The 12,496-nt window shown below is 44.9% G+C and carries 14 protein-coding genes; 3 read left to right on the plus strand and 11 right to left on the minus strand.

Annotation, left to right across the window (positions count from 1 at the left end):
* The first annotated feature begins 13 nt into the window (after positions 1-13).
* From K6G33_RS05795 to K6G33_RS05805, 3 genes are all read left to right on the plus strand, one after another.
* Entirely contained in the window at positions 14-751 is a 738-nt protein-coding gene (locus tag K6G33_RS05795; protein WP_296777257.1) for a hypothetical protein, read from the plus strand.
* Positions 732-1,385: a CpXC domain-containing protein gene (locus tag K6G33_RS05800; RefSeq protein ID WP_296777259.1), complete on the plus strand. Its 654-nt coding sequence runs from the start codon at positions 732-734 to the stop codon at positions 1,383-1,385. Before K6G33_RS05795 ends, K6G33_RS05800 begins: the two co-directional genes overlap by 20 nt.
* A 163-nt stretch (positions 1,386-1,548) precedes the next feature.
* On the plus strand, positions 1,549-2,622 hold the full coding sequence (locus K6G33_RS05805; RefSeq protein WP_296777260.1) for a GGDEF domain-containing protein: 1,074 nt from the start codon (positions 1,549-1,551) through the stop codon (positions 2,620-2,622).
* Positions 2,623-2,656: 34 nt separating this feature from the next.
* Here the strand turns inward: K6G33_RS05805 and K6G33_RS05810 are convergent, their stop codons facing one another.
* From K6G33_RS05810 to K6G33_RS05860, 11 genes are all read right to left on the minus strand, one after another.
* Positions 2,657-3,367 carry a zf-HC2 domain-containing protein gene (locus K6G33_RS05810; RefSeq protein WP_296777261.1) on the minus strand — a complete coding sequence of 237 codons (711 nt, stop codon included), beginning with the start codon at positions 3,365-3,367 and terminating at the stop codon, positions 2,657-2,659.
* On the minus strand, positions 3,364-3,861 hold the full coding sequence (locus K6G33_RS05815; protein WP_296777263.1) for an RNA polymerase sigma factor: 498 nt from the start codon (positions 3,859-3,861) through the stop codon (positions 3,364-3,366). The genes K6G33_RS05810 and K6G33_RS05815 overlap by 4 nt, the downstream gene beginning before the upstream one ends.
* A gap of 149 nt (positions 3,862-4,010) precedes the next feature.
* The gene (gene ligA, locus K6G33_RS05820) at positions 4,011-5,966 is read right to left on the minus strand and encodes an NAD-dependent DNA ligase LigA (RefSeq protein WP_296777265.1); all 1,956 of its coding nucleotides are present in this window, start codon (positions 5,964-5,966) and stop codon (positions 4,011-4,013) included.
* A 3-nt stretch (positions 5,967-5,969) separates the two neighbouring features.
* On the minus strand, positions 5,970-6,965 hold the full coding sequence (locus tag K6G33_RS05825; protein WP_296777267.1) for a Gfo/Idh/MocA family oxidoreductase: 996 nt from the start codon (positions 6,963-6,965) through the stop codon (positions 5,970-5,972).
* Between the two features lie 14 nt (positions 6,966-6,979).
* Entirely contained in the window at positions 6,980-7,447 is a 468-nt protein-coding gene (locus tag K6G33_RS05830) for an LURP-one-related family protein (RefSeq protein ID WP_296777269.1), read from the minus strand.
* A gap of 29 nt (positions 7,448-7,476) precedes the next feature.
* Entirely contained in the window at positions 7,477-8,286 is an 810-nt protein-coding gene (locus K6G33_RS05835; RefSeq protein WP_296777271.1) for an RNA methyltransferase, read from the minus strand.
* 74 nt (positions 8,287-8,360) lie between these two features.
* Positions 8,361-8,990: a uracil phosphoribosyltransferase gene (gene upp, locus K6G33_RS05840; RefSeq protein ID WP_173450175.1), complete on the minus strand. Its 630-nt coding sequence runs from the start codon at positions 8,988-8,990 to the stop codon at positions 8,361-8,363.
* 14 nt (positions 8,991-9,004) lie between these two features.
* Positions 9,005-9,442 carry a ribose 5-phosphate isomerase B gene (gene rpiB / locus K6G33_RS05845; RefSeq protein WP_296777277.1) on the minus strand — a complete coding sequence of 146 codons (438 nt, stop codon included), beginning with the start codon at positions 9,440-9,442 and terminating at the stop codon, positions 9,005-9,007.
* Positions 9,443-9,466: 24 nt separating this feature from the next.
* Positions 9,467-10,153: a tRNA (adenosine(37)-N6)-threonylcarbamoyltransferase complex dimerization subunit type 1 TsaB gene (gene tsaB, locus K6G33_RS05850; RefSeq protein WP_296777272.1), complete on the minus strand. Its 687-nt coding sequence runs from the start codon at positions 10,151-10,153 to the stop codon at positions 9,467-9,469.
* Positions 10,134-10,574 (minus strand): tRNA (adenosine(37)-N6)-threonylcarbamoyltransferase complex ATPase subunit type 1 TsaE, encoded by a 441-nt coding sequence (gene tsaE / locus K6G33_RS05855; RefSeq protein ID WP_296777274.1) that lies wholly within the window; start codon positions 10,572-10,574, stop codon positions 10,134-10,136. Before tsaE ends, tsaB begins: the two co-directional genes overlap by 20 nt.
* Positions 10,575-10,589: 15 nt before the next feature.
* Positions 10,590-12,263: a formate--tetrahydrofolate ligase gene (locus K6G33_RS05860; protein WP_296777276.1), complete on the minus strand. Its 1,674-nt coding sequence runs from the start codon at positions 12,261-12,263 to the stop codon at positions 10,590-10,592.
* Positions 12,264-12,496: the final 233 nt, after the last annotated feature.

Here is a 12,496-nt window from a genome sequence, read left to right on the forward strand (position 1 = left end):
GCGTGAACAGTATATGGCAAAAGGAATTATTTATGTCATGAAGACTGTTGTTCCCGGTTTAATTAAAATCGGAAAAACAGCAACTGAACAGTTTGAAAATCGTATGCGCTTCTTAGAAAACAATGGCTACAATAATGTTACCGGTTTAAAACGAGAATTTGCAATCGAAGTTGAGGAATACGATAAGAAAGAAGTCATGCTTCACGATATATTCAATAAAAGCCGAGTACTTAATTCCGAACTATTCGCAATTGATGAAGATTTAGTTATTCAATTACTCACTTCATTTGAAGGCAGGCAAATTTATCCTGAAAATGAGACAAAGGAACAAGTATTTGCCGAAGCAACAGAAAACAGGCAAAACGCCGCTGAAACCGCGCTTATTCCAAATGGAGAATATTATTTCAAATCAAACAAAAGAAATTTTGGAACAATTACTGCAAAAATGCGTATTGAAAACGGTAAAGTAACTATACTCAAAGGAAGCATCATACCGCCTTCAGATAATGCTTTAGCTGTCAGATATCGACATAATGCTGTAATAGAGAACAATGTTTTAATAAAAGATTTTGAATGTGATAGTGTCAACAAAGCCGGTATAATTGTTTCCGGTTCATCAGTCAACGGTTGGAAAAAATGGAAAACAGCTGATGGAAATTTCATTGACATTTTCAGAGGAAATCATAATGAATATTATTTTTCGATAAAATATAAAGAAAAGAGGAACTCATATGTCAAAAAATCATGTTGAAAAGATCAAATGTAAAAAATGCGGAAAAGAGTCCGATTACCTTGTATGGGAGATCATGGACACAAACATCGATCCGCAGATGAAAGAACAGATAAGAAACGGTGAAGCTTTCAGGTGGCACTGTCCACACTGCGATAACAATTCACTCATTTTCTATCCGACGATATATCATCAGGTGTCCGACAAATACCTGTTATGCTACGTCCCAGGCGACCCCACAACAGCCGAAAAGTGCATGAGAGACCTCGAAAAGGATCCCGGCGACAGCGGATACACCTTTGATTCAAGCTTCACAAAGCGTGTCGTTTACGACATGAACCAGCTCCGTGAAAAGCTCATGATACTCGATGAAGGTCTTGACGACCGCGTTATCGAGATCATGAAAATATTCATAGCTGCCAACGTCTTCAAGCATAAGCCCGAACACCAGATCGTGGACTTCCTCTTCCATGCAGATGAGAACGGCGAAAGAAGCTTCGCTATCAGATTCGACAACGAATCATGGGGAAGCGCCGCTTTCGTAATGTCTTCCTACGACCAGATCGCGGAACAGTTCAAAAAAATCCTTGCAAAAAACGATGAATTCATTATCGACTCTGAATGGGCTTTGAATACCATCAACAAGGAGATATGATCTTTGAACAGCAACAGCATAAATAAAGACTTGATTTTCATTATCTTTATTCCTATTGTACAATTAAAATTTCCCGAAGATAAGCTTTTTGTGAAAACCTCTTGATTTATTTCTGAATTTGTGTTATAATAGATGTAAAATAATAGAATAGGAGTTGATGCCAATGCTCAAAGATGTTATTCAGTTGAGCTACATCATCATCGTGGCAGATGTAACGTTGCTGCTTTTTCTCCTTTTCAACTCCACACTCAGTCCCAAAAGAAGAGCTTGTTTCATATTAGCGGCTGTTATTGCTCTCGTAATGGTCGTGTGCAATATCATCAGATTTCTTTTTCAGGGAACAGGCACAAACATTGAATTAATGAAGGTTTCGTCTGCTATCAGCTATGCTATTAGCGGACCGGTTGTACTACCATTTATATTCATTTCTTCTGTTATCGGAAAACGTGTACGCATAACAGTACAGATCCTCGCTGCACTGAATGCTGTAATGTCTTTTGTAAGTATCTTTAACGGCTGTATATTCAAATATGATGAATTAGGCAACCTGAAACTGGGTTGGCTGTCGCCGATGCCTTTCATACTCAGCGGAATGTATGTCACAGTCCTCTTTGTTGCGTCAATAATCAAGTTCAAGCTTGGTTCGCGGCATGAAAGCCTGTTCATTATGATACTCAGCATATTTATAATTTCAGCTGTTATTATGAATACATTTTTAGGCTTCAAATTCCTTGTAAGCGGCATGGCTATATTATCTTCAACGTTCTACTATATGTTCTTCACTACTCAGACTCTTACCCGTGATGCCATGACAGATGCATTGAACCGACATTCTTTCTATAAAGATGTTAATTCTCTTAAAAAGAAACAGATGTTTGTTGTTTCAATGGATCTGAACGGCTTGAAGCATATAAACGATACACAAGGACATGATGCAGGCGATAAAGCTATCCTTGCAGTTTCAGAAACTGCAATGATGATGCTGCCTGTAAAATGCCGTTTCTACAGAATGGGTGGAGACGAATTTGAGATACTTTACCCATCAGCTTCACATTCAGAGGTCGAACTGATGCTTAATAAGATAAGAGATGCTATCTCTCGCAAAGGATACAGCGTCGCTATCGGTTTTGGCGAATACAAGCGCGGTATGAACTTTGATGATGTTTTCAGAGAAGTTGATGCTATGATGTATGAGGACAAAGCACGTATGAAAGCCGCTGCACTTCAACAACAATAACGTAAAAGCGGACAGTTTAAACTGTCCGCTTTTCCTATTTCAGGTATTCGCCCCATTTTTCATGCGCTGCGTTCATCAGCTCTTCTATCTCATCACGATTCTCATTTATAAGCTGTTTCATCTTTTCATCGTTGTCGTGTACCTTATATCCGCTCGGATCAAATTCCAGTGAGCCCGTTATTGGTATGCCGTAAACTCCTCTTTCATCATTTATTGTAACTGCATATTTAGTCTCACCTATAATTCTCGGGATTATTCTCAGTTCTTTAACTTTATTCTCCTTGTAGTTTGCTGATTTCCATAAATAAAGCTTTCCGCTGAAAAAGTCAAGATAATTCGGAAAATCCACGTTGTAATACCAATCAACATAAAATTGCTGATATAACGTTCCGTCATCTTTTTCATATTCTATCATATCAGTCGCATAATCCTTGTACGGGAAAAACTTCAGCTTCAGCCACGCCACATTTACAGCTGCAAAAGCTGTAATTAAAATTATCATCACTTGTTTATAAAGCTTCCCGCTTTTAAGCTTTTTCCCGACCTTTTTAAATGTCTCAGCTTCATCAGGAACATTTTTTTTCTCATTCTGCGGAACAGTTAACTGCTCGCAGAGCTGACGGCAGTCCTCACAGCTGCGGAGATGCTCCTCCACAAGATCTTTTGTCTCCTCGCTGCATATATCTTCTTTGTACAGCGGCAGCAAGTCCACGATAACATTACATGGTATTCCATTTTTATTCATAAAAGGCCCTCCTTTTTCAGAAGCTGCAAGAGCTTCTGCTTAGCGCGGAAATAGGTCACACCTGCCCAGTTTTCGCTCTTTCCGAAAACATCTCCAATGTCGGAAAATTTAAGCTCCGCGAAAACTCTCAGGGTAAAGACCTCACGATACGGTTCATCAAGGTCGTGGAGAAGACGATGTATATGCAGAGCTGTTTCCCTGTCCGCAAAACAGGCTTCGATACTCATCTGCGAAGCAGGTTCGCTGACGGCTTCGATGGACTTATTATTGTTCTCGGCTTTTTTCAGGTGATCGTAAAAGAGATTTTTCGCAATAGTACACAGCCACGTCCTCACAGAGCAGTTCCCTTTGAAGTTTTCGGCACTTGTCATAGCCTTCAGCATGGTATCCTGAAGAATGTCCCGCGCAAGCTGCTCATTGCCGCACAATCTCAGGATAAAGGTATAAAGGTCGGAGCTGTATTTCTCGTATATCTCGTGGAATTCCTGCTTCATCTTCTCACCTCCTCACTTAATTAGACGAGCGACTTTTATTTTTATTACAAGATCATTCAAAAAATCTTCTAAGTACGGATCATAAATAACATGAACAAAAACGCGGGCTGCCAAAGGCAGCCCTTACAAATTGTCATATGATACGTTATTCAGCCATTTACAAGTGCCTGAAACTCTTCCTCAGTGATGATCGGCACACCAAGCTCCTGAGCTTTTTTGTTCTTTGACGAGGTAGACGTATTGTCGTTATTGATAAGATAGTCGGTCTTTGACGACACCGAACCTGCTGCCTTTCCGCCGTTCTGCTCGATGAACGCTTTCAGCTCGTCGCGGTTCTTCCAGATATGAACAGCTCCCGTGATAACAAAGGTCTTGCCTGCAATTGCCGAACCGCTGTTGATTTCCGCTGCTTCTGTGATATTCAGTTCCGCAAGCAGGTTGTGGAACTCCGCAAGATTCTTCTCGTCTGCAAAGAACTTGACATAATCATTAGCAAGAACCTCTCCGATACCGTCAATTGAAGTAAGCTCAGACGTCGTCAGCCTTTCAATCTCGTCGGCTGTCTTGTACTTCGCGCATATGAGCCTTGAAGCCTGTCTGCCGATATTCGGGATACCCAGTGCGTAGAGTACACGGCTCAGCTCGGTATTTCGTGATGCTTCAACTGCGTCAGCAAGCTTCTGGTAGGACTTCTCACCAAAGCCCTCAAGTACAACTATCTTTGACTTGTGATCGTCAAGGTGGTAGAAATCACGGAACTCACGCACAAAGCCCTCTGAAACGAGTGTCTCGATAGTCGCAGTGGACATTCCCACGATATTGAGCGCGTCACGCTGCACAAAATGCTCGAATTTGCCGATATGCTTTGCCGCGCAGTCCTTATTCGGACAGACGAGAGTTTCCACATCATCGTCAGAGGTACGTACTTCGGTTGTACCTCCGCATACAGGACAGACCGCAGGGATTTCAAGGCTTCCCGATGCAGTCTTGTTTTCGAGAACCTGTGGTATTATCATATTTGCCTTGAATATAGTGAGCGTGTCACCTATGCCAAGACGAAGCTGCTTGACGATACTGAGGTTATGCACAGAGGCTCTTGAAACTGTAGTTCCTTCAAGCTCAACAGGGTCAAATATAGCCACAGGATTCAGCAGACCCGTGCGGCTCGCAGACCACTCCACTTCACGCAGAACTGTGTCCGCTGTCTCGTCACGCCACTTGAATGCAATACCATTTCGCGGCGCGTGTGAGGTCTCGCCAAGACTCAGACCGTATGCCACATCGTCATACATGAGCACCAGACCGTCCGACGGGAACTCATTGTCAACGATAGCTTTCTCAAACTCTGCGACCTTTCCTTCTATGGTACCAGCTGAGACCTCAACGCCGTAAACGCGCTGGAATCCCTGCTCCGCAAGCCAGTCAAGACGGCGCATGAAGGAGTTCTCCTCATAGCCATCAGCCGAAACAAGATTGAACGCAAAGAAGTTGATATTTCTCTCAGCTGTTACACGGGAATCAAGATTTCTTACAGTTCCCACGCAGAGGTTACGCGGATTTTTGTACTTCGAGCCGTCCTCGATCTCGGCATTTACCTTCTCGAAGTCCTTGTATTTCATAAGCGACTCACCGCGGACTACAAGATGTCCCTTGAAGGGTATCTTCGCAGGTATTCCCTTGATATGACGCGCATTTGCAGTAATATCCTCACCTATCTCGCCGTTTCCGCGAGTTACAGCCTGCACCAGTACTCCGCCGTCATATGTCAGTACAAGAGTAAGACCGTCCAGCTTCCAGCTGAGAAAGCCCTTGTGTTCACCAAGCCAGCTTTTAAGCTCCTCAACGCTTTTGGTCTTATCCAGTGAGAGCATCTTTGAAGGGTGCTTTATCTTCTGAAGCCCCGAAGAGACTTCATATCCGACCTGCTGTGTACGGCTGCCGCTGAGAATTACTCCCGTCTTTTTTTCAAGAGCTTCAAGCTCGTCATAGAGGTCGTCGTACTGCTTATCGGACATTATCTCCACGCCCGTATTGTAATAAGCGTCAGCAGCCTTTGCAAGCAGCTCGTTAAGCTCTGCCATTCTGTTTATATCACTTCTGGACATATTTTACTCCTTATTGCTTTTTTCCTCGGGAAAAACCATTCCCCATTGTTGTCTGCACTGATCCATGAGCTTCATAACAGCGATAGTGTCACTGTGTGGGACGAGCGGACTTTCGATAAGCCCCTCACTGAGACAGCGATGAACCTCGTCCACCTCGTACTCGTACCCGTTGATATCGTCTTTGCGGACGAACCTTTCCGCTTCCATGCCGTCACTTGTGAAAAGAGCTCCCTCACAGGTGCAGTGAAACCAGTTGCCAAGAGTTATATAGCCCTTGTTGCCCGATATCACCGCGTTATTGCTCAGCTGTATCTCAAATCCGTTATCCATTGAAGCAAACGCGCCATTTTTATACCGCAGCAGGATAGAATTGCTTATATCCACTCCGTAACGCATATGCGCCGAGCTTATTATCTCGTCGGGAATACCGAGAAGATCGTGTGCCAGCGTCAGCGGATAGATGCCCAGGTCAAGAAGACAGCCGCCTCCGCAGTCAGCGCGGAAAAGTCTGTCATTCGGGTCATAGGGAATATTGTTGCTGAAATCCGCCTTGATATACTCGATGTCGCCGATAGCTCCCGAAGCGATCCACTCCTTCATCCTGCGGTAAACGGGACGGCACTTCATCCACATAGCCTCCATAAAGAAAAGTCCCTTCTTCTCTGCAAGTGCAAGGAGTTGTTCCGTCTGCTGAGCATTGAGCGTCAGCGACTTTTCGCAAAGCACGTTCTTGCCGTTTTCAAGGCACAGCAACGCATCGTCATAATGTGAAGCCATGGGAGTTGCGATATAGACGATCTCAGCATCACTCTGCTCGGCAAACTCACGGTAGCTGCCGTAATATTTCTCAAATCCGTATTTTTCAGCGAAGTCTTTTGCCTTGATGTCAGTTCTTGATGCCACGGCACACAGCTGAGCATCATCATTGTGCCTGAGAGCAACTGCAAATGTATGAGCGATCTTCCCCGTGCCGATAATGCCCCATTTAAACTTTCTCATAGCGACCTCCTTTATCAGTTGCTATTATCAATTACGCAGTCGATAGCAATTATAACAGCGAGTACCATAACGTAGTCCTCGCCGTCTGCGATATCTACCTCGAAGCTGTCGCCCCATGTCATCCAGTGCTTGTGGATAGAAGCAATATAGCGTCCGCCGAATGTAATAGTATAATCATGCGCGAGCCAGTCCCCGCTTACCTTCCAGCCGAGCCCTTCGATTCTGTAATCCTGACTGAAAAAGGTAAAGTTCCTGACTATATCAGCTACATGATTTCCGCCCATATACACTGAAAATCTCGGCATGAGCCTTAAAAGTCGCTGCTGGATAAATGCCATTTCATTCCCCGTTTTGTCGTAGATATGCATTCTTCTGCCTATGGATATCTCTCCCACGGCAGTAAAGAGAACATTTCCGTATTCGTCCATTATTTCCGATCTTTGTCTTATAGTAAATACCTTTTGTTTGAAGTATAGTTTCATAATCAATCCCTCATATCATAATAAAATTGTTACCTTCCCAGCTGCCAGAATGCCACAGCACTCGCAGCAGCAACATTCAGTGAATCAACATCGTGTGACATTGGTATCTTCACTGTATAATCGCAGTCAGCAACTGTTTTGTCTGCAAGTCCCTCGCCCTCAGTTCCGAGAACGACTGCAAGCTTTTCCACATTAGCAAGCTCGGGCGCATCTATGCTCATCGAATCATCGCTTAGAGCCATTGCAGCAGTTGTAAATCCCATTTCACGCAGCTGCTGCGGATAATCCCTGTCGCTGTCAAGATATGTCCACGGTATCTGGAAAACTGTTCCCATGCTCACACGGGACGAACGCCTGTAAAGCGGATCGCAGCAGGCAGGCGTGAGCAGTACCGCATCCATATTCAATGCAGCTGCCGAACGGAATATTGCTCCGATATTAGTCGGATTCACTACATTTTCAAGCACAGCGATACGTCTTGCACCTCTGCAAACTTCTTCAGCTTTCGGCAATACTTTTCTCCTGAATGCACACAGAGCACCGCGTATGAGCTTGAAGCCTGTAATATCGGTTATTTCGTCAAACTCTGCCGTATATACGGGTACATTTCCGCACCTCTCAAGGAGAGCCTTCATCTGACCGTCTATGTCCTTTCGCTCCATTAGCAGCGCATAAGGCTCATACCCGCCGTTCATTGCTCTTTCGATGACCTTTGGACTTTCCGCTACGAAAAGTCCTATTTCAGGCTCAAAATAGTGGAGGAGCTGCGGCTCGGAAAGAGCGGTAAAAATATCGAGTTCTTCTTTATTCTGCGGTATTATATCAATAATATTCGCCATAGGTCCTCCCTTTGGTATTACAAAAAGAGAGCCGCATAACTTCACATAATAAAGCTTTCGGCTCTCTTGTATGCTTATTTTGTACCGAAAATTCTGTCTCCTGCGTCACCCACACCGGGAACGATGTACTTATCTTCGTTAAGTCTCTCGTCCATTACACCTGCATAAATGTCAACATCAGGATGAGCAGCCTTTACTGCTTCAACGCCCTCAGGTGAGCAGATGATGCACATGAATTTGATATGTGTAACGCCGAGCTTTTTCAGCTCAGTGATAGCAGCAATTGCGGAATTGCCCGTTGCAAGCATCGGATCAACGATGATAGCATCACGCTCTTCGATATCGTCAGGCATCTTAGCGTAATACTTTACAGGCTCTTTTGTAACTGGATCACGGAAAAGTCCGATATGACCGATCTTAGCAGCAGGAACGAGTGTTGTTACACCGTCGACCATGCCAAGTCCTGCACGGAGTATCGGAATGAATGCCAGCTTTCTGCCTGAGATGATCTTTGTCTTTGCTACAGCAAGAGGAGTTTCAAGCTCGATCTCCTTCAGCGGAAGATCTCTTGTTGCCTCGTAACATATGAACATAGCGATCTCCGAAACCAGTTCACGGAACTCCTTTGTACCTGTATTCTTGTCTCTGAGCAGCGAGATCTTGTGCTGCACGAGCGGGTGGTCGATAATGTGTAATTCAGCCATAATAATAGCCCCTTTCAGTTATTGTTTTCTATTGCTGTAATAAGGTCAACACGTCTCTGATGACGGCCGCCTTCAAATTCAGTTGTGAGGAATATCTCAGCAAGCTCGCAGGCAAGTCCCGGGCCAAGCGTTCTTGCGCCCATGCACATTACATTAGCGTCATTGTGCAGACGAGTGAACTTTGTTGAGAATGAGTCAGAACAGAGTGCTGCACGTATGCCCTTGAACTTGTTTGCAGCGATGGACATACCGATACCTGTACCGCAGATAAGTATACCCTTTTCGCAGCTGCCCGCAAGAATTTCCTTACAGAGCTTTTCAGCCATTACAGGGTAATCGCAGGGTTCACCGTCAGTCCCAAGATCCTTTAACTCAAAGCCCTTTTCGGTAAGAGCTTCGATTATTGCTTTTTTCATTTCCACGCCGGCGTGGTCACAGCCTATAGCTATCATTTCAAACATCTCCATTTATAATAATCACTTGTTTTTGTCTTCCAGATCCTTTTCAGCCTTTACCTTCTGGAGATAGGAAACTTCCAGTGCTTCAGGATCGGCAAGCTTTCTTGAAATACCTGCAAGGCATACGCCCACAGCGCTCTGAAGTCTTCCCTGTGGAGGGGCAATGACAAAGGCAGGCGAACTGTAGCTGTTGTAGAATTCCGCAGCTCCGTCACCGCAGAGCATAGCTTCCTTGACATTGAATGCAAGATATTCTGCCAGTTCGTCCTTAGAGATTATCTGCTCATCTGTCACCTGTTCTACGCAGTAGCCGTCGCTTTTGTATGTGCAGGTATATACCAGATCACCTCTCGCCTTCATAATGGCACAGATATGACCTTTGTATGCAAGATTATTGCAGGCAAGTCCCAGAAGTGTTGAAACACCGCAGCATTTCACACCAAGTCCGTAGCTGAGTGCCTTTACGGCAGCAACTCCTATGCGAAGTCCCGTATAAGACCCAGGGCCGTTTGCAACAGCGATGCCGCCAAGGTCAGAGAGCTCCTTCCCTGCCTGAGCCATAATATCCTTTACCATAGGCATTATGACCTGTGAATGTGTCTTTTGTGTATAGACAGTACACTGAGCCAGAAACAGCTCTGTCTCCGAGTCAAAAAGTGCTGCGGAAGCTGTTTTTCCCGAAGTATCAATCCCAAGCAGCAGCAAATCTTCCACCGTCCTCAATAATTATTTCCCTGTCGTTCTCGCTGATACTGTTTATAGTGATATAGACAGTATCCTTCGGGAGGAACTCCGCGATATTCTCCGACCACTCGACAGCAGCCACGTTCTCCTCAAAGGGATAGTCGTAGAAGCCTGTCGATTCAAGGTCGTCCTCGGAGCTTATACGATACATATCGAAATGGTACAGCGTTATACTATCGCCGCGGTACTCATTGACAAGGGCGAATGTGGGCGAGGTCACGCTGTCACCCAGCCCCATTCCAATGGCAAGACCTCGTGTGAAGGTCGTTTTGCCTGCACCCAATCCGCCTTTATAAGCTATCATATCTCCCGCTCTGAGGAGACTGCCCAGCTTTTTCGCTGCGTCGATAGTCTCCTGAGGAGAATGAGTAATGATCTTCATATATTATCAGTCCAATCAGAAAAGACCTGTGATATTTCCGTTGTTATCGCAGTCTATATTCAGTGCGGCAGGAGCCTTCGGAAGTCCCGGCATAGTAAGGATATCGCCTGTATATATTACTACGAAGCCTGCACCTGATGAAAGTCTTGCATCGCGGACAGTTATCTTGAAATTCTTTGGTTTTCCGAGAAGATTCGGATTATCCGAAAGAGAATACTGTGTCTTTGCAACGCATATCGGGAGATCCCAGAAGCCGATGCTCTCGATCTCCTTTATAGCCTTTTCAGCCTGTGGAGTAAAGACAACGCCGTCTGCACGGTATATCTCCTTAGCGATCTTCTCAACCTTGTCCTTGATGGTAGCGTGAGTATCGTACAGCGGCTTGAACTCATTTTCACCGCAGAGGTCGATAGTCTCGCAGACCTTCTGTGCAAGGTCCATACCGCCTTCGCCGCCCTTTGCGAACACTTCGCACATGGATACTTCAACGCCCATGTCAGCGCAGAAATCGCGGACAAACTTTACTTCTTCATCAGTATCGGTCGCAAATCTGTTGATAGCAACTACAACAGGTACATGATACTTATGCATATTCTCGATATGAGTCTTGAGGTTCACGATACCCTTCTCAAGAGCCCACATATTTTCCTTTGCAAGGTCCTGCTTCTGAACGCCGCCGTTGTATTTGAGAGCCTTTATTGTTGCCACGAGAACAACACATGATGGAGCAAGCTCGCCGATACGGCACTTGATGTCAAGGAACTTCTCAGCACCGAGGTCTGAACCGAAGCCTGCCTCAGTAACAACATAGTCGCCAAGTTTAAGAGCAAGCTTTGTAGCTCTCAGCGAATTGCAGCCGTGTGCGATATTTGCGAAAGGTCCGCCGTGTATAAATGCAGGAGTATTCTCCAGTGTCTGAACAAGGTTTGGCTTGAGAGCGTCTTTAAGGAGTGCTGTCATTGCACCTGTGCAGCCGAGATCCTTTGCATAGATAGGCTCGCCGCTGAGATTATATGCAACAAGGATATTTCCCAGGCGCTCTTTAAGGTCTGCTATATCGGAAGCAAGGCAAAGTATAGCCATTACCTCGGAAGCGACAGTAATATTGAAGCCGTCCTCACGAGGGATACCGTTTGCCTTTCCGCCAAGTCCGATGAGGATATTTCTGAGGGCACGGTCGTTCATGTCCATGCATCGCTTGAAAAGTATCCTTCTCTGGTCTATCCTCAGTTCATTTCCCTGCTGAAGATGATTGTCTATCATTGCGCAGAGGAGGTTGTTTGCAACTGTAATAGCGTGCATATCACCTGTGAAGTGGAGATTGATGTCCTCCATAGGAACTACCTGAGCGTATCCTCCGCCTGCGGCACCGCCCTTCATACCGAAAACAGGTCCGAGAGAAGGCTCACGGAGCGCAAGGACAGTTTTTTTGCCTATTCTGCGCATTGCATCTGAAAGTCCGACACTTATCGTGGTCTTTCCTTCACCTGCGGGAGTTGGATTTATTGCGGTAACGAGTATGAGTTTGCCGTTTTCATTGTCAGCAAGCTTTGTATAAAGGTCTTCCGATAATTTAGCTTTATAGTGACCATAAGGCTCTATATCAGCCTCATCTATGCCAAGATCGGCAGTGATCTCGGTAATGCGCTTCATTTCGGCACTCTGGGCAATTTCGATATCTGATAACATACATTGATCCTCCGTGTCATAGTAATTGTATACTTATTATATCACGTTTTTTTCTCAATTGCAAGTTCTGGAGAAATATTATCGGTAAAGTCATGTTGGTTTGTCAATGATGCGAGACAAATTAAATCAAAAAACTTGACCGTATTCGAGGAAAGCTTTGATGTAATCAGAAGGAGATTTCCAGTTAAGCGGACGCATAGGGAAATTATTGTATTTTCTGCTGTGAACAGCTA

Origin of the sequence: Ruminococcus sp. (assembly GCF_024691275.1) — a bacterium.
Classification (GTDB): domain Bacteria; phylum Bacillota; class Clostridia; order Oscillospirales; family Ruminococcaceae; genus Ruminococcus.